We start from the raw sequence: 24,929 nt of genomic DNA, 5'->3' as shown, positions 1-24,929 counted from the left end.
GTAGATAATGCGTATATCCGTAATTGCCTCGGAGATTAATATACGATGTACAGAAATGGACAGCGGTTCATAATGTAGAACAATACCCGATTCCATGAATCGGGTATTTCTTTTTTAACCAACTAGGAGTAGGTGTGGCGATGAAAAAAAAGAGCAAGAAATGGAAAAGAATTATGTTGTGGTCGCTTATATTATTTCTTTTAATTGGAAGTTCAGGATTGGCTGCTTTCAATTATTTAGCCAATAAAGTGTTAGAGTCTATGTCGGAGAGTTTGTTTTCGGAAACGGCAGATGTATCGGCTTCCGATAAGCCGCCGAATTCCTCCTCAACATCCCATGAAAAAGGCCAGTCTGCTATTTCTATTGGTACAAATTCAGAGCAGAACAATAATGAAGTGAAGTCGGGTGGACAAGCGGCAGCACAGGATGATAGGCCTGGCGTTTACGACTCCCAAGTAACAAAGAGTAAAGCGAAGGCGATCAGCGAGAGTGTCACTTTATCCGACAAGGCAGTGGTGACCTCCATTCTCATGGCACATTTGACGATGCATGAAATCAACCAATTAAAAGCATTGGCCAGCGGAGGATTAACTGTAGAGGAGAAGCGGCAGGCTCGCAAAATTCTTTTAGGGAAATTGACACCGAAAGAATACGACAAGTTATCCGGTATTGCTAAAAAATACGGTGTAAGTCGAGGTAAGACTTATTCAGAAGTTGTAAAAGAGGAACAGTCAACGCAATAGAGTATAATAATGTTAGCCGGTAACCTAACCTATGAAAGCTCAATTTATTTTTGAGCTTTCATAGGTGGTGCTAAAATTGGTGTTAGTATTACACATGCAGCTCCTATTATGCGGTATATATAGATAATTTTGCATAAGCCCAAATGACCCCCTGATATTTCAGGGGGTCATTTTTTGTTGCTGTATTTTAATTCTGAGTTACGACAAAAGCATCAATTAAGATTTCCGTACTTGTTGATGCCGGCTGTTTTTGTCCTGTGAGCACTACTTTAATTGTGTGCTGTCCATCAGCTAAGCCGGTTGCTTCAAAAACTTTTACCTGATATTTCGTAGTTGACGAGTACTGATCGATGGTTTTAATTAATACTCCGTCTATATAAACGTCTGCCAATCCACGGTTCGTCGCCGTCTTACTCAACAATTTCACCGAATTCCCATTGAATGTTAACTGGGAAAAACTTCCCGTTACACTTGCTATATGATAGTTACCGCCGCTGTTTTTAGCGTCAGTGCCTGATCTCCAAGACGTGCCACTATATCTTACCGCCGGATCATTATCCTCAATCACCGTTGTCACCGACTGCCTAGGCACCACATTCACTGACAAATTATACGGCCCGGTTCCCGCCCAGTTGTAGACATCGATGTAGTAGGTTCCAGTTGCATCGGCGACATAGGTGAGGCTTTCGGTCGATGTGCCGGCATTGTTGGAGACAGCCACGTTCTCGGTGTATCCAGGCTTATCGGGATTTACCGTCGTTGCGCCGGGTCCGAAGAGATACAGGTCGAAGTCGTTGCCGTTGGTGGCCGAACTGCTCAAGTTCGCGGTGATCGTGTCGCCAGCCCTTAATTGGACGGAGTAGACATCGTCGATGTCTTGGCTGTCCAGGAAATCGCTGACTGCATTGCCGCTGAGAGGCGTACCCGGGATGTCATCATCTGCTACCGTTGCTTTTTGGCCGATGTTCACCGTGTAATTACCCGATCCGGAAGAGGAACCGACGAGCAGATAGTACTTGCCGGATGTCGTAATCGGGAAGGTGAAATATTCTTCTGAACCTGCCAGATCGGTACCACCGACAATGGTGTAACCGCTCATGGAATAAATATTTGTGGAATCAGGCGAGAGCAAGTAATAATCGAAGTTCGTTCCCGCAGGGCCGTTGGCACTGAAGCTGTAGGTGTTGCCGGCTTGCAGATTGACGCTCCAGATATCCAGCCCATCCAAGTCATAATCCAAGGATCCCGCAATGAAATTGCTTGCGGCCGGCACACCGGGGATATTGTCATCATGCACGAAAGTGACCGGTGCGGACAATGCGGATTCATTGCCTGCGCCATCTACTGCGCTGACGGCATACTGGTAAGTGGTCCCTGCCGCCGCTTGCGTATCGTAGAAGGAAGGCGTTGAAGATTGCCCGACTTTCACAAAGTCGCTTTGTCCCGCGGCTTTGCGATAGATGTTGTACGCACTCGTATCATCCGAATTGGCCGTCCATTGCACGCGTGGAGCTATATAGGCCATATCGAAGTATGCGGACAATCCGGCCGGTACTGTCGGAGGCACCGTATCCTTGCTTACAATGAGAGAGTCCACGTTGATGTTGGTGCCGCTCTTGCGCGCTGCAGGATCACGTTGCCCCGTCCATTCGATCCTGATCGAATGGGAGCCAAAGCTCGTAGAACGCTTGAAAATGGATTGCTTTGTCACCTTGGTACCACTGTAGAGAGAAGGCGATGCAACGAGAGCGCCGTCGAGGTACACATTGGCGACACCTTGCGCGCTGTCTTTGAAGCCGATCCATTCAATTTCACTGCCGACGAAGGAGAATTTCGCAGTCGAGCCTACGGAATTCGTTTGTTTAGCCGTGCCTCCGGAGAATCCGCTGTCAGATATGGAAGTCCAATTCCCGCCGAAGGACACTCGTGCGTCGGAATCTTCGTACGTTCCCGGGCCATTGCCGGTGTTCAAATCATAGCTGCCGGAGCCGGCATAAGCGAATACGTCGATATAATAAGTGCCGGGTACAGTGGCGATATAGCTGATCGCTTCATTGGAAGTGCCTGCGCCTTCGGAGTAAGCGACCATTCCCGCGCTGTTATTGACGGTTGCCGCCGACGGGTCGAACAGATATAAATCGAAGTCCGTACCTGCCGCGCCGCTGAGTGAGATGTTAATCATTTGACCGGCGTTCAAATAGACGCTGAACACATCATCCGGATCATTCAATTCGTCCAATGTTCCGTGAACCACCGGGTTGTTCAATGGCAGGCCGGGAATATCGTTATCCAACGATTCCGCACTCGCCGTGAGTGCCTGATACGCATTCACCATTTTGCCGCTGCCGACTTTCCCCGTAAGAGACGATAGTGGCGTTCCCGTATTGTTCAAAATGGTGATGGCTTGCTGCGGGGTCAGCCCCGGATTCACGCTGTACAACAGTGCGGCAGCACCCGTTGCATGCGGAGTGGCCATGGACGTTCCGTTAAAATAAGCGTAAGCGCCGCTGTAGTCCGGATCCTCCGAATATTCCAGATTGATCTTCGTTACATTCGGATCAAGGGACACAACGTAGTCCGAATACGGGTGGGACACGGATTGATAGCTAACGCCGGAATAAATAGTGCCGTTAACCCCGACTGCAGGAGAACGCAGTCCTTCTGAGATGACATCCAAATGAAGAATGTCCGTTACGAATGCGGTCGATTCGTTGCCGTACACGGAGTCGGGACCGGCCAGGAGCAATTTTCCGCCTCCATTTAAATAAGCGGTAAGATTGCTGCGGTCCGTATCGGTGAGGGCATTGTTGAATTGATCGCCCGTGAACCACACGACAATTTTATAGCCGTTCAAAGTGGCCAGATCCGGACCATTCGCCGTAGAGACAACGGAAATCGTATTGGCCGGCGCATTACCGGATGTGGTCAGCAGATTGGTATAAACCGTTTTATAGTCTCCCGAGCCCGAGGTCACAGAGTCGTCATCGACTAGCAATACGTTGTTATTGGTGGCAGTTCCTTTGAGGAACGTGATGGCCTTATTGAATGCGTCTTGCCGCTCATTGGCATCCGTCATATTCTCAAAGCCGAACCCGTTGAAAATGGCTTTATATACGCCGTTGTCAATTTGAGCCGCTGCGCCGAATCTTGCTTGTTTCGGAACGGAGCTGAGAATGGCTTGGCCCGGCGCGGCGATGTCTACGGAATTGACGCCGTAGTTGGAGAAAGAAGCCACATTGCCTTTGTTATTCACAGCCGCAACGGATAAAATGTTCGAACTGTCGTAGCTCGAAGGATAGTGGGGATTCGCATCGTTATTCAAGCTGTCGTTGCCGGCAGCCGCAACAAACAGCATTTTCGAAGCTTCGATGGCGTCTTTCAGCGCTTGGTCGAAATCGCCGCCGCCCCAGCTGTTATTGGAGATTTTAGCCCCCATTTTGGCCGCATATTCTACGGACAGGATCGCGTCGGCCGTGCTCCCGCCATGGGGTCCCAGGAACTTGACGGGTAAAATTTTCACGTTGGGCGCAACGCCGGCGACACCGGTGCTGTTGTTGAACGCCGCAGCGATCGTGCCGGACACGTGGGTGCCATGTTCATCACCGTCAAGAGGATCAAATACCGTGTTATCCTGATGGTAGAAATCCCATCCGTTGACGTCATCCACATAGCCGTTGCCGTCGTCGTCTTTGCCGTTGCCGGGAATTTCAGCCGGGTTCGTCCAGATGGCGTTTTTCAGCTCGGGATGGTTGATGTCGACGCCCGTATCGATAACCGCAACGATCAACGAAGAGCTTCCCTTGGAAATATCCCAAGCTTCCGGAGCATTGATATCTACGTTCGGCGTACCGACGGAAGTACCGATCGTCTGCCCGGTATTATCCAGTCCCCACAGCTGGGTGAAATTCGGATCGTTCGGGACCTGGTCGGCATGGACGATGTAGTTAGGCTGTGCGTATACAACCGAGGCGTCATTTTTCAAAGATTGAACGAGCGAGTCAATTTGCGCGCCTTTCGGCGTTTGGAGCAGCTCGGCTCCGATAGAAGGGAATTTCTTCTTGGTCTTTAGCATGAATTTGGTCAACAGCTGATCAGCCTTTGCACCGGGCTTGAACTTGACGATGATTTCATCGGGAGCATACCGGGTTTGAGCTGTACTGGACGGCTTGGAACGAAAAGTCGATTTGGCGTTATCGCTTGGCGCGCTTTGCACTTGAATGGGGGCAACCGTCTCCGTAGATTGCTTGGCCGGCGCGGTTTTCCAAGTACTCTTTCTCGGCTTGCTCATCGGCGCTTTGTCTTTTGGATTCGTGGCGGGTTGAACGGATGGATGTCCTTTGGCGGTCAGCGTTTTTTGCAGCGTATTCCGGAGATCGGCGGAAGGAGCACGAAGCTTATCCTTTTTTTGTGCGATAGCCGTTTTCGACGCAGCGTGGGTATCCGCGGCAAATACCGGCACAGTGATACATGAGGTTACCGCCAATGATACGGTCGTGATGAGTGCCATTCGTTGGAGCAGCCGATTTTTCAAAACCTATTCCCTCCTGATAGAAGACTGAAAAAACAATTGATTATGAGTGATACATTTTGTATCATGAATTATACTATTGCGCCTATTAATTCACAATAACAAACTTTTATGGTTGGAGGTGGAAAATACGACGTTTCAAAATGCGCAATGAGGTTTAGCAGAGTCTGACGAAAATTTAATGCTCGCCAAGCATGGACTACATACGAAAGGTGATCGTGATCATGAAAAAACTCGGTTGGAACGGTAGAGGACTGCCCGCCTTATTGCTGGGGGTTATGGCTTTCCTCCTAATGTTCGGAAACGCTTGGGCGGCAACGCCGCAAGTGAAAGTCCAAAGCAAATCCGTGCAGCTCGTGTTTGACGGCAAAACGTTGGCGCTCCCGCAAGGCCAATATGTGTTCATGGTGAATAACACAAACTATGTGCCGCTGAAGTTCTTCTCGAATGCCTTGCGAAAAAGTGTAAAATGGGAGGCAAAGACGAAAACGGTCACGGTGAACGAGCCGACGGCTGAAGAGCTGGTGTTGTTGCAAGATTACTTCTTAGCCTCCGTTGCCAAGCAAGGACAGCTGTCTTCCAAGGGCGGCGTGCAGTTGAAAGTTTCGACGATCCAGGCGAAGTTTATATTTGAAGGGAAAGCGAAGGTGCTGCCCAAGGGGCAGTCGGCTTATATCGTGAATGGGTCGATGTATGTGCCTATCCGCTTCATGTCCGAATCGGTCGGAACGAATATCCAATGGGACGGCAAAGCGGGCCGAATCACGGCGGAATCGGCTGCTTATAAGAAAGAAAAGCTAGAAGGACAGCAGGATCCGTGGGAAGGTACCGGTGATCCACCTTCCGCAGGTGGAGACGGAGGTACCATTGGAGGCGGCGGTGCCGGCGGAGGAGCAGGCGGTGGCGGTGGCACTCCGGCCAAACCGAGCTATGAATCGATTACGGGAAATGCAGAGAGTCAGCTGCATGCTCTGGAGAATAGCTGCATTAACCAGTTGATGGGGATCGCCTCTTCGGCTTCAGGCGCCAGCGCTGAGAAGAAAGAGGAGCTTAAAAGCCAAGGGCAGGCCGTTGTTTCCCAATGTACCGCTAGTTTTAATCAAATCGTGAACGACACAGAGCAGCTATTGAAAACGAACGAATATTCAACCGGCATCATTCAACAGTTCAGAGATTACTTCAATAAACAGCTGGCGGCAGGCCAGGCGATCCTGGAATCTTTCTTCAAATAAATGACTAAAAGATGGTGATTACTCCGTGCGATCGGCTCGGGCTAGGAGAAAGCGTGTGGTCGTCTGGGTACCCGTGCTGCTTTGCATGGCGTTCATCTTTCTATTTTCTTCCCAACCGTATGCCAAACAAGATTTGCGTCCGGTCATTCGGAAAACAATTCCCGAAGGCCGGCTGACGGAAGTAGCGGGACATGTCCGCTTAAACTATGGCGGCCGTGAAGTGAGCATTCGCGAACTGGGAGAAGCGGCTTTCGCGGAATTTTTCATTCGCAAAGCCGCCCATATTGCGGAGTACGCCATACTCGGGTTCCTGTTGTTCATGGCTGCTCGGCGATTGTTCAACAAACGCACAAGTCCATGGACCATCGGCGTGACGGTATTGCTGTGCGCGGCCCTGTTTGCATCGTCGGATGAGTGGCACCAACGATTCGTGCCGGACCGGACGCCGAGGGCGGCCGACGTTCTATTAGATACGTGCGGGGCGGCAGTGGGGATCTTGTTAGCGGCAAGGTTCGGCAGACGGCAATTGAAGAAGAGGGACCTGACATAACTTTCCCGTCCGGAGCATCGAGCTGCTCTGGGCGGGTTTTTTCTTTATTTCCGGGAACAACCTAAAGTGTTTCATAATTTTACAGAAAACCCCTTTTTGACGAGAGTAAACTGGTATAATAGCTTTGTACGTTTTTGTGAATCGGAGGGAGAATATGTCGCAAAGTCCTGTCGTACGGCTGATGGATGTCAGCAAACGAATCGGAGGCCGCACGATCATCGATCGCGTCAGCCTCGAAGTGAATTCGGGCGAGGTGTTCGGCTTTCTCGGTCCCAACGGTTCCGGCAAAACGACGACCATCCGCATGATGGTAGGCTTGATGGCGCTAAGCGGCGGAGATATCCAGATCGCGGGCCACAGCATCAAAACGGAATTCCCGCAGGCGATCACCCAAGTGGGAGCGATTGTCGAGAATCCGGAAATGTACAAGTTCCTCACTGGGTATCAGAATTTGCTTCATTACGCGAGAATGAATCCCGGCGTAACGGAACAGCGCATTCACGAGGTCGTCAAATTGGTCGGCCTGAGTGAGCGCATCCACGACAAAGTGAGCAAATATTCGCTGGGCATGCGCCAGCGGCTCGGGGTAGCCCAAGCGGTTATTCATCGGCCCAAGCTGCTCGTGCTGGATGAGCCGACGAACGGTCTCGATCCGGCCGGTATCCGTGAGCTTCGCGATTACCTTCGCCTTCTGGCGAGGGAGGAAGGCACGGCCGTATTCGTCTCCAGTCACATGTTGTCGGAGATGGAACTGATGTGCGACCGCGTGGCGATTTTGCAAAAAGGGCAGATCATCGACATCCGCTCGATTCGCGCGGCGGTTGAAGAAACAACTCATACGGCGGAGAACGTCCTGTTCGAAGTAGATCATCCAGATGCGGCGCTCGGTGTGCTGGAAGGGCATAGCTCCGGACGCGTGGAAGACGGGGCGCTGATCGTGACCGCCGACCGCTCGACGGTGGCGTCGATCAACCGACGGCTCGTGGAAGCGGGCATTAACGTCTACGGCATCCGCGTGAAATCCAAATCGTTGGAAGACCAATTCCTCGAAGTGACGGCGGGTGATACCATTGGCTGATTTTTGGAAACTGGTTCAGAACGAAAATATGAAGATTTACCGCCGGCTGCGCACCTGGATCATGCTCGGCATTGTGATCGTGAGTCCGCTGATCTTTTCCACGATCGTCTATGGTTCATCGGATGTTCATACGGCGTCGAATTGGTCCGTGATGAGCTTTGAATCTACGGTCACATTGGCTCTTGTGACGTTATTTACTGTAGTTGCGTCAGCGGATTCCGTAGCCGGGGAATTTTCGTGGGGCACGGTCAAGCTGCTGCTGATTCGTCCGTGGAGCCGGGCTTCCGTTTTGTTATCTAAGTTCGTGTCGCTGTTGTTGTTCGGGTTGTTCTTCTCGGCCGTCACGTTTATCACGAGTTTTCTGGTGAACGTCCTGTACTTTGGATACACAGGCTCTCCGAGTGATCTTGATCCCAGTTGGGTAGGCCATCCCTGGACTTATATCGGGTTGTTCTACTTGTACAAATACATCAGCTTGGTGCTGATCGTGTCGTTCAGCTTCATGCTCTCGTCGGCGTTTCGAAGCGGGGGGCTTGCCATCGGGCTGTCGATGTTCCTTCTGTTCGCAGGCGGCATCATATCGGGCATTTTGGTCGCCTTTGACAAAGCATGGGTGAAATATGTGCTGTTCCCGCATCTGTCTCTTACACCCTATCTGGAAGGAAACAGTCCGATCCCCGGCCACCCGACCACGCTGGGCTTTTCGCTCGCCGTGCTCGCCGTTTACTTTGTGATATTTAATCTCGTGTCCTGGTCCGTGTTTACCAAGCGGGACATTGCGGCTTGATTCTTAGCCAATCAACTTTAACGAACCCTCGGTACTCACGCGGCAGCGTGCGGTGGCGAGGGTTTTTTCGTGCTTTTGGCGGCCTTAACTTGATACGGTATGTATCGAATTGATAAAATGAAAAAGTAGATACGCGTTGTATCGCGATGGGGAGAAAATACGAAGGAAACGGGTGAGGAGCAGCATGATGCGTAAAGAAGCGAACATCTTTGTAGCCGGCCACGACGGGCTGGCGGGATCCGCTATTGTGCGGAGATTGACGCGGGAAGGATATCGGTCCTTGCTCCGGCGTACTTCGTTCGAGCTGGATTTGCGGAATCCCCGGGCGGTGGCGGACTTTTTTCAAAGAAACCGGATCGATTACGTCTTCTTGTCGTCGGGGGATGAGGGAGGATCTTTCTCGGATGGTCTGAATCCGGCGGATCAGATTCGCGATAATCTGCTGATCCAGACGAATGTGATAGATGCGGCTTATCGTTTCGGGGTGAAAAAGCTGCTGTTCCTGGCAAGCGAATGCGTATATCCGAAGACGGCGCCCGAGCCTGTGAAAGAGGAGGCTTTGATGACAGGTCCGCTGGAACCCGCCGATGAAGCGCGCGCAATCGCCAAAATCGCCGGAATCCGCATGTGCCAAGCCTATAACCGGCAATACGGCGCGAGATTCATCGCTGCGGTGCCGGCCAGCCTGTACGGGCCGAACGATGAATTCGAGGTGGGACGAAGCGGCGTTCTTCAGTCGTTCATTCGCCGTTTTCACGAAGCCAAAGTACGGCAAGATCCATGGGTCACGATGCACGGCACGGGTTTGCCGCGGCGTGAATATTTGCATGCGGACGACATGGCGGATGCATGTCTGTTTTTGATGAACCGCTATGAGGAAAGCGACATCATCAACATCGGCGCCGGGCAAAATGGGTCCGTGGCGGAACTCGCCTTTGAAGTGTCGCAGGCGGTCGGTTATGGCGGGGATATCCGTTTTGATACGTCCAAGCCGGACATGGCGACGCGCAAGCGATTGGATGCTTCCAAACTCGAAAGCTTGGGATGGCAACCGCAAATCCCGCTGAAAGACGGGCTGGCGGGTACTTATGAGTGGTTCTCGCAGCATTATGCTCACGCGACGGTGAGCCGGTGATTGGTTAAGTATATTCACGGAAAATAAGCAGGGACCCACGATTCAGTGGGTCCTTGACTCATGTATTTGAGAAAAGGCTTGTAACTTTTGATCTCATTTTATCCATATCAGAGGCCAGACGGGTTTGGAGGATTAGGCTAACGTGCAAAAGCGAATCGCGCAGTATCAATTGAAATACTTGTGTATAAACTGTGTATATACATATAAGAAAGGCTGTGGTATACTTGCCCCAAGAAAAGGAGAAAGGATTGGTCTTTATTACAACTGCAACCGTGCGTAAATGGGGGAACAGTCTGGCCATCCGTATTCCACACGAAGTCGTAGAGCGAGTGAAGTTCGATGATGGGGTTCAAGTGGAAATGCTCGTCACGGAAAATAAGGAAGTCATTCTGCGTCCGGCTGTTCCGGCCGTTGACGATCAAGACGCTTTACGTAAGCACTTTTTAGCGCTGCGGGCGCAATGTAAACCAGGTATGGTCGCACATGAAGAAGTTTTTGCTGAGCCTATGGGGGATGAAAATTTTTAAATGGCTATTACCGGAACCGTTCAACGCGGAAGCGTAGTATGGATGCGCCTAAGCCCTCAGGCTGGACACGAACAAGCTGGTTATCGTCCCGCAATCGTGCTATCAGACGGACTTATCGATCCGCACAATTCGTCGTTTGCCTTTGTCGTTCCAGTAACGAACCAAACAAAAGGTTATCCGTTTGAAGTTCCGGTTCCTTCAGGAATCGCCACAGCTGGGACATGGGTTACGCAACCGGAACTCAGCGGCGCAGTATTAACTGATCAATGTAAATCACTCGATCTAAGTGCGAGGAATGCTGAGGTGGTTGGTCAAGTCGACCCAACATCACAGTTTTTCATACAGGTTATCACTAACGTACGTTCCATTCTTGCGTGACAGTGTCGCATCAAGAAAGACCCCACCAGGGGTCTTTTTCTAACGTAAGGTACGCGAACAAAAAAGCTCACGAGACATGGTCTCGTGAGCTTATTCTCATTCACAATCCGAAAGCAGATTGGGGATGTACATCAAATTCTAAGGCGCCGGTCTCGGGGGTTGCGAATTTACTACATCGAATCCATCAAATTCAGCTCTTCGTTCAAGGCGAACCGGCGGAAAGGGAAGTCGAGGCCGGCCCTCACCGCGAAGGCGGCATGGACTTCTTTGAGATGCGCCAAGCTGTTGATCTCGACGATGGCATAGTCGATTTGCGGGACGCTGCGGATGAACAGCAGGGCAGCTTCGACCGGCTGCATTCTCCGGTCCTGCAGCTTGCCGTGGTACTGCTCGAGATGATCCCGATAGGACGCGTAGCGGGACGGAAGCTCTTCCGGCTTCGTCAGCAGCAGCCCGTCTGAGAAAACGGAGCGCGCGTGGATTTCGACACCCTTCAGCTTCAACCGGCGAAGAGCTCCGCTGTCCGGCATTCTTTGATCCAATACGTTAACGGGGAGCTGCACGATGTCGAACGCATACTGGGACAACAGGGCATCCAACTCTTGCGCATCCCGTACGAAAACGCCGATTTTTTCGACTTTGCCTTCTGCTTTCCACTGCTTCAGTTGGGCGTATATGGCCTCCGCGCCCGGCTTCATCAGGTCGAAACCCCGCTGTACGACAAGGCCGTAAATCCGGCTTGTGCGGAGGCGCCACAAGGAGCGGGAGAACGAGGTCGTCAGAAGAAGCATGTCTTCGTAGCCGATCGAGTCGGAGTGGAAGACCGGCGTCTTGGTGACGATTTTGCGGGGGAGTGCCTCGCCGCCTTCCGCGCCGAGCACAAACTCGCTTCGGCCGTAATCGGGCGCCGTGTCGACCATATCGAGGGCGGCTCGCCGGGCATAGGCCAGGATGGCTTGTACCTCCTGCGGGGATATGCGTGCGTCACCCCGGGTGTCAGGGTCCATGCCGAACAACTGGGATCCGATCGCAAGTTTCATAGCACACCAGCTCTTTCAGCGGCATCGGATACCGGACGAAGCAGCCCTTCTCGCTCCAGCGCGGAACAGGCTTCCGCGATATCCTTGCCCGTTAAATTAAGTTTGTCGGCGATATCGATCACATCATGCGTTCCGTCACTGAACGCGAGCAGGTAAGAGTAGACGGCGGTTAACCGTTCCAGCGCTTCGATCCGGGGTGCTCCGCCGAACGGATACAACGCCTTCGGGTCCAGCTTCGGTTGGCCGTGAACCTGCATGGCTTGATATCTTTCATTCGATTCGATCGTCATCAACACGTCGAGGTACAGATCGACCGTCTGCCGCATCGCCACCTCAGAGATCAGCGTACGGTTGTCGAGAGACGTGCGGTACTCCGGATAATCGGCGTACGCCGTCCGCATCAGGCTGCCTACCGGAAGATCGAAAGCCTGACTGCCGTAATGACGCTCGTCGCCGCCGATCGGGGACCAGTCGACCACCCGATAAGGCACGCCCGATTGCTTCAAAATGTGCAGCGCCGCCTTGTCGGCAAGCGAGTGGCCACGCCGGCTTTTTTTGTATGTATACGATTCGCCGTGTCCCACGCAAGCAACCACATAACCCGCAGCCATTCGACTTCTGAGATGTTCGCCGTGCCGGCTCAAGTAAAGAATGGATCCGATCGTCTCCGGCAGGTAGAGAAACCGGTAGCTGTACTTCAAATTCGTTCTTTCGAGCAGCTTGCGGTAAATCATCGTTTGAACAATCGGGCCGGACAGCCCGCTCACGGCCAAGGAAGAAGGCCAGATATTCGCGGACAGTAAAATTTCCCGATCGGTTTTCCCTTGAATAAACCCTTCCCCGATCGTCATCGTCCCTTCCGCCAGCTCGGCGTCGATGACGACCTCGTACAGATCCTCCGTGAACTCCGCCAAACGTCGGTGCTCCAGGCAAAAACCCCAATCCTCACCGCCAAGTGCGCTGACATAAGGAATCGAATCAGGCAAATCAGGGCGGGTATGCAAATGCCGCAGCAGCTCTTCACGGGAGACGACTTTTCGTATGGGCACGGTTCGCTCCACCAGATGCAGCGGATGATCGCGGTAATCAACAAGCCTCCGCCCTTGTCCGTCTAGGATATAAGCTTGGCGGACGCTCCATTCCTGGGGGACGGTCCAGTCGTAGCACGCTGTTCCCGTCGGATATTCCCGTTGCCGAATCGGAACCGTTTCGCCGAGGGTGCGGAGTGTCTCCCGGACGCAAGGCCCGGCAGCCCCTTGAGGAATTAAAGACAGGCGGTCGAAAAGTTCCATGAGCATTGATGCGTAAATCCTCCTCCGGCTTTCTTGACACGATACCAATTGTATCATAAATTAGGAATCAAGTATACCTTCTGTATCATACTGCCGCGGATAGGATGATCCCATGCGAATCGACGAGAACATCCACGTCTTATCGATTACGGACAGTCGTAACGTCCAGCATCTGGCTGTCACCATATGCTCTCTCCTGATCAACAAGGCGCCGGAATCCCGCGTATGCCTGCATGTGCTCCACGATGATTTGACCCGGGTCAATCAAATGAGGCTGGAGCTGATTGCCGAGCAATATGGAGCGGAAATCCGCTTCCATCGTTGGGAAGAGATGACGGACCTGCATGCGGGAGACGTCAACCCGGACTTGAAAGCTGCGTACCGGAAGCTCTCGATACCCAGCCTTCCTTCGCTGTTGTCCGTAAGCAGAGCCATCTATCTGGACTCCGACATCGTCGTAACGGGTGATATCAGCACGCTCTGGGCGACCGATCTCGCCGGCCGGGTCATCGGCGCAGTAAGGGACTTCAGAGGGGCCGGGAGGCGCAAAGAGCTGAACCTGCCGGCAGGCTGGCCCTATTTCAATGCGGGCGTGCTGCTGATCGACATGGACCAATGGAGAGGGAGGGGAATTACGGAGAAAGCTTGGGCATTCATTCGGCGTTACCCGGATAAGCTGCTGCATCATGACCAGGATGCTTTGAATGCGGTGCTTCAAGCCGAATGGCTCGAACTGCCGGTCGGCTGGAATTGCCATACGGACCGGATTACGCGGAAGCAGGCGATGGCCGGACTGCCGGCAATCATCCATTTTGCAGGGGAGTCCAAGCCGTGGCACTACGATAACGATCACCCGTTCCAAGGCGAGTATTACCGGTACCTCCGGATGACCGGTTGGAGATCATACGAGCCGGAGAAAAACCGGTCGCTCGTCATGAAACGTTTTCGAAAGCGTTTAAAAAAGCAACTTTTCCCTACGGCTGCCTATTCGTGGTTGACCAAACTGAAGTCGATGCTGACTGAGAAAGCTGACCGAAAGGAATGGTTCTGAGCATGCCGCGCATTCTAGGCTACGATTTGTCGGGAGACGAGCAGGACGATTTGTATAACGTAACGGTGCTGCAGCATATCAAGAAACAAGAACACTTCGAACAAGTCGGCTATTTGACCATGACAGACAACGAGCGAATTGTGGAGGCATTGACGGAATCGGGTGTCAAAGTCCACCACCTGCAGCCGGAGCACCGTCCCCAAGGGCGCGTAAACTTATGGCGGCGGACGCTGTTCTTGCTAGGCATGTTCTTATTGGCCGGAAGAGAAGGGTACCGCAAAGTGCACCTGTTCCACTTGGACAGCAATGTGTTCAGCCTGTTGTTGCTGCTTCCCTTCGCGTGGCGTATCCATGTGACGGGTACGCTGCACGGATATCCGGAACAATGGCTGAAAAGAATGGCACTGTTGCTGCTGTTGAAGCTCGGGATTGTGAACAAAGTGGTGGTCCACGGCAACTACACCCATCAAAAAATGCTGATGGACGGCTTGGACGAGTCCAAAGTCGCCAATATCCATATTCCGTATTTTAAACGCCACAGCCTGGAATCGTCGGGACAGCTCGAGAAAATCCGGCGCGAGTTGTCCGGCAGACGGCATCCGTTATTTCTCTGTTTGGGGACGTTGAATTACGAAAAAGGGATCGATGTGCTGCTGGAGTCGCTCACGGTGCTGCGGGATTATGAGTTCACCGTGATCGTGGCCGGTCCGGAAGGGGATTACACCCAAGCGGATCTCGACCGGATGGCGGAGCACTACGGCGTACGGGACAAGCTGTATCTAGACATTCGGCATATCCCTGAGCGGGTGAAGCAGTACTATTTCGAGCAGTGCCATGCCGTCGTGCTGCCTCACCGGCGGATGTATACCGGTCTCAGCAGTCCGCTGGCGGAAGCGGCGGCTCACCGGAAATTCATTGTCGGTCCGCGTTACGGCGAGATGGGGTATACGATCGATACGTACTTGCTTGGCGCCACCTTTAAGGCGGAAAACCCGGAAGATTTGGCGGATAAAATGAAGCTGCTGCTGCACCGGATGAAGGAAGCGGGAAAACCGCCGGCGGCGTCTCACATGTCCATTTTCGCGCAAATGCTCCGCAACGAGAAACTGTTCGGCGAGCGTTACGGCAGGTTTTTGGCTTAAATACGGTTGAAGCGAGGCAAGCGGGCATCACCCGCCTGTCTCGTTTTTTTATTCCCACGAAACTTGGGTAAGGAGGATATAATTGCGGCATGCTTGCTCGAAGGGTAATATGATGCTGAGGAATTTCTCATCCTAAGCATGCATTTTCTACATATTGCGCGAAAAGGGGAATACGGATGCATTGGCTGCTCGTCGTTCTGATCGTGTTCGTGTTCCAGGCGGGAACGATCCTCGTGTTGGAATACAGACGCCCCGCCAATGCGATGGCCTGGTTGTTCATCCTGTTCTTGTTTCCGATTGTCGGTTTTATTCTCTACTACTTCCTGGCTCACGAATACCGCAGACGGAGAAGAGTACGGAGACGCGGAGGGATCGATGAGCAGCGGCGGGCGGAAATAATGAGCAAAAGCCACTTGATCGGGGAGCCGGGGGATATGCCGAGTCCCGAATTCGAGCATCAGGAGAGGCTGTTCAAGCTGCTCCGCAAGGCGGGCGCGGCTCCGATCACGGGTTGCAACAGCTCCCGGGTGCTCACTAATGGAGAGGCGACGTACGAAGCGATGCTGCACGCGATCCGATCGGCCAAGCATCATATTCATTTTTCGACTTATATTCTCCGCGACGACGAAACGGGACGATTGTTCCGCAGCGAGCTGGTCCGCAAAGCGCAGGAAGGCGTGCAAGTGCGGCTGCTTTACGACGGAATCGGAAGCATCAAGCTGAAGCGGAGTTACTTTGGTCCTCTGAAGGAAGCGGGAGGGGAGTTCGCCTGCTTTTTTCCGCTTCGGCCGGCCTTTATGAAAAAAAGGATGAACTACCGCAATCATCGCAAAATTTTGGTGGTGGACGGTACGAAAGGGTTCGTCGGCGGCATTAACGTGGGGGACGAGTATCTCGGCAAGCATCCGCGGCTCGGCTTCTGGCGGGATACGCATCTGGAGCTCGAAGGGGACGCGGTATACGGCCTGCAGGAAGTGTTCCTGAAAGATTGGCAGACCGCGACGGGGCAAAATCCGAAGGATCCCGGTTTTCTGCCCTTGCACCATTGCAAAGGGAAAGAAGCGGTTCAAATCGTGGCCGGCGGTCCGAACCGGCGTGACGACGCCATTCACGAGACACTGTTCGCCGCGCTGTCCGTCGCCAAGGAGCGAATCTGGATCACGACGCCATATTTCATCCCAGACGCCAGCATCTTGATGGCGCTGAAAATCGCGGCGATGAGCGGCGTGGATGTCCGCTTGATCGTGCCGTTCGTTCCGGATTCGTATTTGGTCATGCACGCGACGCTGTCATACGTGGATGAGATGATGAGCTACGGCGTTCGCTTCTGGCAGTACAAAAGAGGGTTTATCCACGCCAAGGTCGTCATCGTGGACAACCTGATGGCGTCCGTAGGGACGGCCAATATGGATTTGAGAAGCTTCTTCAGCAATTTCGAGACGAATGCACTGCTGTTTCACGAAGACCGCATCGCCGATCTGGAAAGGGACTTTCTGCAGGATTTGAAGGACAGCCAGGAGCTGGAGCTGACCGCGTTCCGCAGCAGGCCGCGCAAAGAGAAAGCGAAGCAGGCGCTGGCCCGGATGCTGTCGCCCTTGCTGTAATCGGTCTATAATGCCGAGATGGATTGGAGCACACGGGAGAGCGGCTGGGGTTTCAGCTTCGAAATAAGATCGCCGCGGGTGCGCAGCCTCTCCTCTATATTCAGCAAATTGAAGTCGGTCGCATGCGGGTTGCGACCGACTTCTTCCCATGTCAGGGGCGTGGACACCGGCGCTCCCGGTCTGGCTCGGGTTGTGTAAGGCGCGGCGAGCGTTTTGCCGGGGTAGAACTGCAAGTAGTCGAGATAGATGAGCGCTCCCCGATCTTTTTTGAGCCGCTCCACCGTAAATAATTTCGGATTCCGGACGGTGAGGTATTCGGAAATGAATTTGCCGAACGCGCGAAGGTCGTCAAACGTGGGACCCCGTTCGATCGGCATGACAATCTGGATGCCCGTTGCGCCTGAGGTTTTCGGCACGGCATCGAGACCCAACGAGTGGAGAAGCTCGCCGACGAGGGAGGCCGCTTCCATAATGCGCGGCTCTTCTTCGAGTGACGGGTCGATGTCCATGATCCAGCGGTCGGGCAGCGGATCCCCGATTCGCTCGCAGGAGACGTGAAGCTCCAAGCTGTATAAGCTCCCCAGCCATACCAGCGTAGGGAGCGAGTCGAGCACGACATATTCGATGTTGCCTTCCTTGGCGGTCCGCACATATTGCGGCGCAGGTTTTGGGCAGTTTTTTTGGTAAAAGGACACGCCGTGGATGCCCTCAGGATACCGGATGGTGGTGAGGTGCCGGTTCTCGCTGTGCGGCAGCAAATAGGGCCCAAGCTTCGCCATGCGCTGGATGTAATCCAGCTTGGTGATGTTCATGTCGGGCCAGATCATTTTATCGGGATGGGTCACTTTTAACTCGTATTCTCCCAGTTTGAGAATGATCGTTCCGGCGGGCATATCGCTCGGCCTCCTCGCCAGGTGCGCTTTTCCCCCTTTTACCCATTTTGCCCAATCGCGGACCGCGCAACCGAGCCCTCAATGCTTGGCGATGAATTTCGTCACTTCATCCACGTGATCCGCCTTATCGGATTTGACGGTTTCGGTGACACCCCAAAAATCCCCGCCTTTACTTCCGTCCCTGAACGCCCAATAATCCAAGTCGTGAAAAATACGATGAAGGTATAACAGGGCTGCCACGCTGTGCTTCTTCTTCGCGATGTTGGAAAGTGCAGCCGCATGATTCATATCTTGGACGAATTTATCCTCCGGAATGATTTCCGCCAGCTTTGCGTAAAGACGATCGTCCATGAACGATGCGGTTTGCAGGGAGTCCCAGCCGGATGAGCTTTTCTTGAGCAACGCTCTGTAATGCCCGAAGCCGGTACGTTCATTCAACGACTGGTGGATTTTTTTCACGATGTATCTTGCTTTCTGCTGCGTGTCGATCGCGTTCAAAAGGGCGGTAAACTGGTCTTCTGTTGTGATGGCTGCGGCATATTCACGGCTCATTTCCACTTCAACGTCAACCGGTGTCTTTTCATTCGTCAGCGCATAGGTGGAAGGGGTGCTTGTAATGTCGACGGGCTTTATATTCGTCGAGTGGTTGGGAAGAGGGGGTTTCGACGGACCATATAGGAAGTAGCCAATGATGCCAAGTGAGAAGAGGGCAACGCACACCCCAACGCCAATGGCAATCTTTTTCATTTTGCGATGATTTCGCATTGTAACCCCCCCATACATAGTCAAGGCAACTGGTTATAGAATTTATCCTGCACCTTTGGTATCGTTGTGACATAAAGAGGAGAGGAAGCCACTGCACCCGGGAGGAAAAGAATGATGGAGTGGGCGTCGGTCATTCCTTTGCTTTCGATCATGCTGCTCATGTTTCTGGTCGTCTGGACAGGAACGGCGTGGTTTATTGCGCTTCATCCGAAATTTGTGTGGAGCATCATCCGCCGCACGGATGCGGGGGACGCTGCGCCGGCTTTCGACCAGCGGGCTTTGAGGCGTGGCGCCTTGTTTTACGGAGCAGTCGGGCTTGTATTGATTCTTCTCAGCGACTTGTATACGTAATCCAAAGTCGGCACCCTCGGGTGCTGTCTTTGTTTTCAAACACAAATGGTTCGTCGCGGGTGCATATGTGGTTAGTAAAGGCTAAAGTACAGTTATTTTTAGAAATTACAGCCGTTTTTGCTGACCTAAAGGCTAATGTACAGTTATTCTGCGGGAGATCGGATCATTCCTTTGTCCCCAGCTGAAATTAGATGTATTTTGGTTGTTATCGAGCAACCTGGGAGGATTTTTAGACAAAAATAACTGTACTTTGGTTCTTAGAAGGACGTTTGGGCGTGATCGAACGGGTTCGGGGTGGCGGGTGGTGATTTGGAAGGTAACTGCAGCGCGCCGCGGTACGCCGATTGTTCGGCGAGGTGCCAAAATGCACGCTAATCCTTTAAGTAACTCGATTTTTCTCCTCTGAAGAACCAAAGTGCACTCAAATTTCGTCAAAAACCGCGTTGAACGCTAATTCGTCGGTTTTCGGGTGTATTTTAGCAATTCGTGAGCGTTTTTCCGACACAGCGAGCAGATTCGAGTGCACTTTGGCACCCAGTGTGAGGCTGTGAGGAGACTTAAGCAGGTCCCATCGGCTTAACAAAGAAAAGCCCCGAAAGGGGCTTTTGCAACAATACGGCTCCCTCAAGGAGCCGTTTCGGTTTTGCGCTTGCGCGGGGCGCGAGGCTTTTTCGGGCCGCCGGCCGTGTCTTCGGCGCCGGACGCGCGGGTGCGGGCGGCCCGGCCCCGGGCGGCGGGAGCTGCAGCCGCTGCCGCCGGTCCGGCATCGGTCGGCGTCGTTTTGACCGCTTCCAAGCTCGCCTGAAGGGCGGCCATGAGATCGATGACGTTGGTGCGTTCGGCGGCAGGAACGGTGACCACGTCTTGTCCCGCGACCTTGCGCTGAATCGCGTCCAGCAAGGCGGTGCGGTAATCGTCCGTATATTTTTCCGGTTCAAAAGAAGTCGAAAGCTGATCGATCAGCATGCGCGCCATGCTCAACTCCCGTTCGTTCACATTGGTCTGCGAGGGGAGGTTCGGCACTTGCTGCAGGGAACGGATTTCGTCGGGAAAATGCATCGTCTCCATACAGATGCAGTTTTCCAGCGGGCGAATGGCGGCAAGGCTGCTTTTGCTGCGGATGGCGATTTTGGCGATACCGATTTTGCCGGATTGGCGCATCGCTTCGAGCAGTAAATTATAGGCGCCGGAACCGGCCTGGTCGGGCGATAAATAATACGGCTTCTCGAAGTAGAGCGGATCGATATCGGTCAAATCCACGAAGTCGAGAATTTGAATGGTTCGGGTGTTCTCCGGCTTAATCGCTTCCAGCTCGTCCTCCTCGAACAAAACAAACCGGCCTTTCTCGTACTCGTACCCGCGCGAAATTTCCTCCCATTGTGCCGCCTCGTTGCAGTGAGGGCAAGAGCGGGTGTAGGAAATCGGGGTACCGCACTTTTTGTGTATATAACGCAAATGAACGTCCTTGTCTTCGGTGGCGGTGAACATTTTGACGGGGACGTGGACCAAACCGAAGCTGATCGCGCCTTTCCACACCGTATGCATGAGATCGTCTCCTCTCCTTCTCCGTGAACAGAAATCGGATACCATCAGCATGCCCCAAATGCATGAAGCGCAACCTCTTCGGGCATATTGTGGAGGACCCGCCCGCATTTTGGCACGGGGCCGGTCGCATTTCTGCTTACGGAGTGAGAACGAGATGGCCGAACAGCCCCGGGAAGATGCGAATGTGGAAGGCAGAGACGAATTCGACATGGACGTCGACCGGATGGTGAACGAAGGACTGGCCGGCGGACAGGTGAAGATCCAGAACGGATTGGTCACCGAATCAACAACCGACACGATGGAGGCGGATAACCATTGAACGCGGAGCGCGCCCAAGAAATAATCCAGTCTAAAGACACGATTCCTGTACATCTCGATGACGGGCAATCGGTATGGATCGAAAAGGTGGACAAGGCGAACGGGGTGGCAACCGTACAAGTAGGGACCAAACCCGGGAATACGCAAACGGTCGACGTCGATCGGCTGCGCGAAGTACATTAACAACCATACGAAGGGCGATGCGCCGTTTCCTCCATGGCGATCGCCCTTACTTTTTGAAAGCCTCTTATGAATTGTGATAAAATACGGACGAACGCACAATTCATCGAAGGAGTGAGTAAATTTGTACGACATCGCCATTATCGGAGCAGGTCCCGCCGGCGCTAGCGCCGCCATTTTCACCGCGAAAGCAGGCAAAAAGACGCTTGTGCTCGACAGCGACCAAAGCGTGACCAGACGGGCTTGGATTGAAAACCACTACGGAGCGCCGGAAATTTCCGGACCGGATTTGGTCGAGACCGGCAAGAAGCAAGCGGCCAAGCATGGCGCCGAATTTGTCACAGCCAAAGCGACCAAACTCACCGCCGGAGACGGATTGATCAAGATCGAAACCGAAGGCCAAACCTATGAAGCGGCTCACGTCATTCTGGCCACGGGCATGATGGCCGATCTGGCTGAAGCCAGCGGCATCAACACGAAACCGGGCACGGAACCGCGCATCAAAACAATCGTCGACTGCACGCCCGAAGGCCGGACCAACATCGCCAACGTTTGGGCGGCCGGCACGGTGGCCGGTGTCAGCATGCACACCATCGTCACTGCGGGCGACGGAGCGAAAGTCGCGATTAACGTCATCAGCGAACTGAACGGCGAGCGTTATGTCGACCATGATGTGCTGAAGAGCTAATAGCACGCAAGGTGCAACCATAAAAAAGCTGACCGGCGAGTCCTCGCCGGTCAGCTTTTTTACTGTAGTTAGCCTGTAAATTCTTGTACCCATTCGCCGTTGTAGTAGGCGACGCCGATCTTGGAGAAGTTTTGGCTCAGGATGTTGGCTTTGTGCCCCGGGCTGTTCATCCAAGCGGTCATGACTTCTTGCGGGCTCTTTTGGCCCATGGCGATGTTCTCGCCGGCATAACCGTAGCTGATTCCGAATTTCTTCATCATATCGAACGGAGAACCGTAAGTCGGCGAATTATGGCTGAAGTAGTTATTGTTTTTCATGTCTTTAGCTTTCACCAAGGCCATATTGGACAGAGCGGAGTCGAGCTTCAGGGCCTTCAGGCCGGCTTTGGCGCGCTCCTGATTGACCAGGTTGAACACTTGGGAAGCAAAATTGGAAACTTGCGCTGTCGTACCCGTTTTTGCCGGTTGTGCAGACGGCTTCGTCGTCACCGGTTTTGCGGCCGGCTTCTGAGCGACAGGCTGGTAAGTCCAGCGGTATTGCGGGTATTGCGCTTGAACTTGACGCAAATATTGTTGAATCCACGCGTTCACATCCGCGTTACTGCCTTGCGTGTAGTAGTAAACTTTATATTGGACGTTGGTCGTAGTAGCTGCAGATGCGGTGGCCGCAGGTGCGGAAATCGCCAATGCCAAAGCGCCGACAGTCAACATTTTGCCAAACTGCTTGAAACCTTTCACTTGCCTATTTCCTCCCTTTGTTTGCCTGCGAGGTTAGCTGCCGGGTTCGGGTCAAAGAGTAGCCCCGGCCGCATAAATATGCGGCTTCACCCCACAAATGGGTCCCCCGTGTCCCGATGACCGGGACTTCGGCTTGGAATATGGTACAAGTCTAACACGGTCGGCAAGGGGGTTCATTCCACAAATATTAACAGCGGGCCTTACACTGCCAATAGATTCCTTAACTCGGCGGGTTGGGATATGATAGAGAAAGACGATAGGGAGGCGCTGACGGTATGAACATTCCATTCGGAGATTACGAGATTTCGGACGATAAAAAGAGGCTCGATTTGGACGCCGTGCATGCCATGCTGAATCGCAGCTACTGGGCCAACAACCGGACGCGCGAAACGATCGAACGATCGGTGGCAAACTCCCGCTGCTACGGCGTTTATGACCGTCAGGGCCGGCAAGTGGCCTTCGCCCGCGCCATTACGGACGCCGCCACCGCGTACTACCTTTGCGATGTAATCGTGGACGAGGCTCACCGGCGTTCGGGCATCGGCACGAAATTGGTTCAGTCCATCGTGGAATCCGAGGAGCTGCGCGGGTTATTCGGTTATCTCGCCACGGACGACGCCCACGGGTTATATGAAAAATTTGGTTTTCGCAGGGAACCGGAAAAGGTGATGAGAAAACCGCGGGAGGAGGGAGCGAGATGAGCGGAACGAAGGTGCTGCATTACGAAGCGTTCTCGCGCATCCCCGGCAAAGGCAACCCGGCCGGGATTGTGCGGGACGCCGAACGACTGACGCACGAGGACATGCAGAGAATAGCCGCCGCGGTTGGGTTTAACGAGACGACCTTCGTGCTCCCGAGCCAAACGGCGGACGTCAAGCTGAAATATTACACCCCCGGCCACGAAATGGATTTGTGCGGACATGCGACGGTGGCGACTTTATATCATTTGAAACACGACGGGTGGTTTAAAGACCGCGACACGGTAACCGTGGAAACGAACGTCGGCGTGCTGCCCATGGAGTTTGTCCGGGAGCCGGACGGTGAATGGTCGATTCGCATGACGCAGGACCGCCCCCGTTTCGTGCCCTTCGCCGGAGATCGGGAGCGGTTGGCCGTATCGATCGGACTGACCGCAGACGAGCTGCACCCCGAACTGCCCATCGTTTACGGCAGCACGGGCATTTGGACGCTGCTCGTCCCGATCGCCCGCAAACAAAGCTTTGCCCGAATGAAGCCGCAAAACCGGCTTTTTCCGGACATTTTAGCCGAGCTGCCCCGTGCCTCCGTCCATCCTTTCTGTATGGAGACTGAGGATCCGGCGGCATTCATGCATGCCCGCCACTTCTCCTCCGCTTACTCCGGGACGGTCGAAGACCCGGTGACCGGCACCGCGTCCGGCGTTATGGGCGCCTATGCGCTGGAGTATATGGAGCCGCATCGAGATTCCATCTCTTTCGTCGTGGAGCAAGGGATGGAGATCGGTTATGACGGGCGGGTGAAGGTGGAAGTGAGTCGGACTCCTAACGAAGACCGCTCGATGGAGGTTCGGATCACAGGCGGCGCGGTCTATGTAGGGGAAATGACGTTATGAGACGCACAGGCATGGGGAAATGGACGCTGCTCGCCATGCTTTGTGCTTTGCTGGCCGGCTGCGGTGCGGATTCGGCCGCCAATGTCCCGCCCACGCAAACTCAAGCTGCAGCTGTGAAGCCTTCTTCTAAATCCTCCGAACCGGGATCCTCCACCTCCATCACGATCCGCTCTCCCATGACACTGTCCAACAACCTTTTGCCCGGAACGTTGAGGAAAGACCTATACCTGCGCCTGCAGCTCGTACGAGGCACGTACTCCGAAAATTGGGCGCCGGGGGCTTACCGTGGCACGTTGTACGAGGGTTATTTTCAGCTAGTGATCGCCGACTCCGAAGGACGCATTTTAAGCGCCACCCCGCTCGACAAGCTGTTTCCCGATCCGCTTATATTCAACCGGCATTTCTCCTTGACTTTTGACGACTACAACAACGACGGACTTCCCGACTTTACGCTGGGGCAGCGGGCAGACAGCAACGGCGGATTTTACAAAATGCTCACGTTCGCCGAGGATTTGACCATCCGCGAGCTGCCCGTTCGCGGCAGTGAATTTCTGTACATCAGCAAGGGGGAAGAAGGCGGCAGCAGTTATTCGGTCAAGCTCCGCAAGCCGAAAGCGGGGTTCGTGACTTTCTCCTCTTACAACCGAGATCAGGGTAATTATTCGGATGAAACGTACCAGTGGAAAAACGGCGAGTTTTTGTTGGTTCCATAAGCAGGAATTTTCATCCAAAAGGCGAATGTATATTCGCATAATCTATTGATGACGGATAAAA

At 53.4% G+C, this 24,929-nt stretch carries 25 protein-coding genes and 1 riboswitch; of the genes, 18 read left to right on the top strand and 7 right to left on the bottom strand.

Going from position 1 to position 24,929, the window contains the following annotated elements; genetic code table 11:
- The first annotated feature begins 140 nt into the window (after positions 1 to 140).
- Positions 141 to 743: a hypothetical protein gene (locus tag E5161_RS07885; RefSeq protein ID WP_136777171.1), complete on the top strand. Its 603-nt coding sequence runs from the start codon at positions 141 to 143 to the stop codon at positions 741 to 743.
- Positions 744 to 930: 187 nt separating this feature from the next.
- On the opposite strand, the gene E5161_RS21285 is transcribed toward E5161_RS07885, so the two are convergent.
- Positions 931 to 5,274 carry a S8 family serine peptidase gene (locus E5161_RS21285; RefSeq protein ID WP_136777170.1) on the bottom strand — a complete coding sequence of 1,448 codons (4,344 nt, stop codon included), beginning with the start codon at positions 5,272 to 5,274 and terminating at the stop codon, positions 931 to 933.
- A 221-nt stretch (positions 5,275 to 5,495) separates the two neighbouring features.
- Here E5161_RS21285 and E5161_RS07875 point away from each other — a divergent pair, with 221 nt between their 5' ends.
- From E5161_RS07875 to E5161_RS07845, 7 genes are all read left to right on the top strand, one after another.
- Positions 5,496 to 6,503 (top strand): copper amine oxidase N-terminal domain-containing protein, encoded by a 1,008-nt coding sequence (locus E5161_RS07875; protein ID WP_169306620.1) that lies wholly within the window; start codon positions 5,496 to 5,498, stop codon positions 6,501 to 6,503.
- Between the two features lie 55 nt (positions 6,504 to 6,558).
- A complete protein-coding gene (locus E5161_RS07870) occupies positions 6,559 to 7,053 on the top strand; it encodes a VanZ family protein (protein ID WP_136777168.1) in 495 nt (164 codons plus the stop codon).
- Between the two features lie 154 nt (positions 7,054 to 7,207).
- On the top strand, positions 7,208 to 8,131 hold the full coding sequence (locus tag E5161_RS07865; protein WP_136777167.1) for an ABC transporter ATP-binding protein: 924 nt from the start codon (positions 7,208 to 7,210) through the stop codon (positions 8,129 to 8,131).
- Positions 8,124 to 8,918, top strand: a complete 795-nt coding sequence (locus E5161_RS07860; protein ID WP_136777166.1) for an ABC transporter permease — start codon at positions 8,124 to 8,126, stop codon at positions 8,916 to 8,918. Before E5161_RS07865 ends, E5161_RS07860 begins: the two co-directional genes overlap by 8 nt.
- A gap of 187 nt (positions 8,919 to 9,105) precedes the next feature.
- Complete coding sequence (locus tag E5161_RS07855) at positions 9,106 to 10,053, top strand: GDP-L-fucose synthase family protein (RefSeq protein WP_136777363.1); 948 nt, start codon at positions 9,106 to 9,108, stop codon at positions 10,051 to 10,053.
- A 248-nt stretch (positions 10,054 to 10,301) separates the two neighbouring features.
- Positions 10,302 to 10,580 carry an AbrB/MazE/SpoVT family DNA-binding domain-containing protein gene (locus tag E5161_RS07850; RefSeq protein ID WP_169306619.1) on the top strand — a complete coding sequence of 93 codons (279 nt, stop codon included), beginning with the start codon at positions 10,302 to 10,304 and terminating at the stop codon, positions 10,578 to 10,580.
- Positions 10,581 to 10,958, top strand: coding sequence for a type II toxin-antitoxin system PemK/MazF family toxin (locus E5161_RS07845; RefSeq protein ID WP_136777164.1), 378 nt, complete (start codon positions 10,581 to 10,583; stop codon positions 10,956 to 10,958). It abuts the gene before it with no gap.
- A gap of 170 nt (positions 10,959 to 11,128) precedes the next feature.
- Here the strand turns inward: E5161_RS07845 and E5161_RS07840 are convergent, their stop codons facing one another.
- Positions 11,129 to 11,998 carry an aldo/keto reductase gene (locus E5161_RS07840; protein ID WP_136777163.1) on the bottom strand — a complete coding sequence of 290 codons (870 nt, stop codon included), beginning with the start codon at positions 11,996 to 11,998 and terminating at the stop codon, positions 11,129 to 11,131.
- Positions 11,995 to 13,296: a DUF4910 domain-containing protein gene (locus E5161_RS07835; RefSeq protein ID WP_169306618.1), complete on the bottom strand. Its 1,302-nt coding sequence runs from the start codon at positions 13,294 to 13,296 to the stop codon at positions 11,995 to 11,997. Before E5161_RS07835 ends, E5161_RS07840 begins: the two co-directional genes overlap by 4 nt.
- 106 nt (positions 13,297 to 13,402) lie before the next feature.
- Here E5161_RS07835 and E5161_RS07830 point away from each other — a divergent pair, with 106 nt between their 5' ends.
- From E5161_RS07830 to cls, 3 genes are all read left to right on the top strand, one after another.
- Entirely contained in the window at positions 13,403 to 14,341 is a 939-nt protein-coding gene (locus tag E5161_RS07830; RefSeq protein WP_136777161.1) for a glycosyltransferase family 8 protein, read from the top strand.
- A gap of 2 nt (positions 14,342 to 14,343) precedes the next feature.
- Complete coding sequence (locus tag E5161_RS07825; protein WP_169306617.1) at positions 14,344 to 15,483, top strand: glycosyltransferase; 1,140 nt, start codon at positions 14,344 to 14,346, stop codon at positions 15,481 to 15,483.
- Positions 15,484 to 15,659: 176 nt separating this feature from the next.
- Positions 15,660 to 17,087, top strand: a complete 1,428-nt coding sequence (gene cls, locus E5161_RS07820; protein WP_136777159.1) for a cardiolipin synthase — start codon at positions 15,660 to 15,662, stop codon at positions 17,085 to 17,087.
- Positions 17,088 to 17,092: 5 nt separating this feature from the next.
- Here cls and ligD read toward each other — a convergent pair whose 3' ends face one another.
- A complete protein-coding gene (gene ligD / locus E5161_RS07815; RefSeq protein ID WP_136777158.1) occupies positions 17,093 to 17,980 on the bottom strand; it encodes a non-homologous end-joining DNA ligase in 888 nt (295 codons plus the stop codon).
- Positions 17,981 to 18,058: 78 nt separating this feature from the next.
- The gene (locus tag E5161_RS07810; protein WP_136777157.1) at positions 18,059 to 18,745 is read right to left on the bottom strand and encodes a hypothetical protein; all 687 of its coding nucleotides are present in this window, start codon (positions 18,743 to 18,745) and stop codon (positions 18,059 to 18,061) included.
- A 111-nt stretch (positions 18,746 to 18,856) separates the two neighbouring features.
- Between E5161_RS07810 and E5161_RS07805 the strand changes: the two genes are divergently transcribed.
- Positions 18,857 to 19,096, top strand: a complete 240-nt coding sequence (locus E5161_RS07805) for a hypothetical protein (protein WP_136777156.1) — start codon at positions 18,857 to 18,859, stop codon at positions 19,094 to 19,096.
- 624 nt (positions 19,097 to 19,720) lie between these two features.
- Here the strand turns inward: E5161_RS07805 and ku are convergent.
- The gene (gene ku, locus E5161_RS07800) at positions 19,721 to 20,641 is read right to left on the bottom strand and encodes a non-homologous end joining protein Ku (protein ID WP_136777155.1); all 921 of its coding nucleotides are present in this window, start codon (positions 20,639 to 20,641) and stop codon (positions 19,721 to 19,723) included.
- Positions 20,642 to 20,795: 154 nt separating this feature from the next.
- On the opposite strand from ku, the gene E5161_RS20725 reads away from it, so the two are divergent.
- The 3 genes from E5161_RS20725 (at position 20,796) to E5161_RS07790 (ending at position 21,827) form a co-directional block, all read left to right on the top strand.
- Positions 20,796 to 20,960, top strand: a complete 165-nt coding sequence (locus E5161_RS20725) for a hypothetical protein (protein ID WP_169306616.1) — start codon at positions 20,796 to 20,798, stop codon at positions 20,958 to 20,960.
- A complete protein-coding gene (locus E5161_RS07795) occupies positions 20,957 to 21,142 on the top strand; it encodes an H-type small acid-soluble spore protein (RefSeq protein WP_136777154.1) in 186 nt (61 codons plus the stop codon). The genes E5161_RS20725 and E5161_RS07795 overlap by 4 nt, the downstream gene beginning before the upstream one ends.
- Before the next feature lie 121 nt (positions 21,143 to 21,263).
- On the top strand, positions 21,264 to 21,827 hold the full coding sequence (locus E5161_RS07790) for an FAD-dependent oxidoreductase (protein ID WP_136777153.1): 564 nt from the start codon (positions 21,264 to 21,266) through the stop codon (positions 21,825 to 21,827).
- Between the two features lie 68 nt (positions 21,828 to 21,895).
- Here E5161_RS07790 and E5161_RS07785 read toward each other — a convergent pair whose 3' ends face one another.
- The gene (locus E5161_RS07785; protein ID WP_246042144.1) at positions 21,896 to 22,564 is read right to left on the bottom strand and encodes a CAP domain-containing protein; all 669 of its coding nucleotides are present in this window, start codon (positions 22,562 to 22,564) and stop codon (positions 21,896 to 21,898) included.
- A 6-nt stretch (positions 22,565 to 22,570) separates the two neighbouring features.
- Positions 22,571 to 22,708, bottom strand: a riboswitch (cyclic di-AMP (ydaO/yuaA leader).
- A 131-nt stretch (positions 22,709 to 22,839) separates the two neighbouring features.
- Here E5161_RS07785 and E5161_RS07780 point away from each other — a divergent pair.
- Genes E5161_RS07780 through E5161_RS07770 form a run of 3 tightly spaced genes read left to right on the top strand, consistent with a single transcriptional unit; the run spans position 22,840 to position 24,868 of the window.
- Positions 22,840 to 23,265: a GNAT family N-acetyltransferase gene (locus E5161_RS07780; protein WP_136777152.1), complete on the top strand. Its 426-nt coding sequence runs from the start codon at positions 22,840 to 22,842 to the stop codon at positions 23,263 to 23,265.
- A complete protein-coding gene (locus E5161_RS07775) occupies positions 23,262 to 24,155 on the top strand; it encodes a PhzF family phenazine biosynthesis protein (RefSeq protein ID WP_136777151.1) in 894 nt (297 codons plus the stop codon). The genes E5161_RS07780 and E5161_RS07775 overlap by 4 nt, the downstream gene beginning before the upstream one ends.
- Positions 24,152 to 24,868, top strand: coding sequence for a hypothetical protein (locus tag E5161_RS07770; RefSeq protein WP_136777150.1), 717 nt, complete (start codon positions 24,152 to 24,154; stop codon positions 24,866 to 24,868). The genes E5161_RS07775 and E5161_RS07770 overlap by 4 nt, the downstream gene beginning before the upstream one ends.
- Positions 24,869 to 24,929: the final 61 nt, after the last annotated feature.

It is taken from the genome of Cohnella pontilimi, from assembly GCF_005049045.1.
GTDB classification, from domain to species: domain Bacteria; phylum Bacillota; class Bacilli; order Paenibacillales; family Paenibacillaceae; genus Cohnella; species Cohnella pontilimi.
Note: the sequence above shows the minus strand (reverse complement) of the source record. Positions and strands in the feature narration are given on the sequence as shown.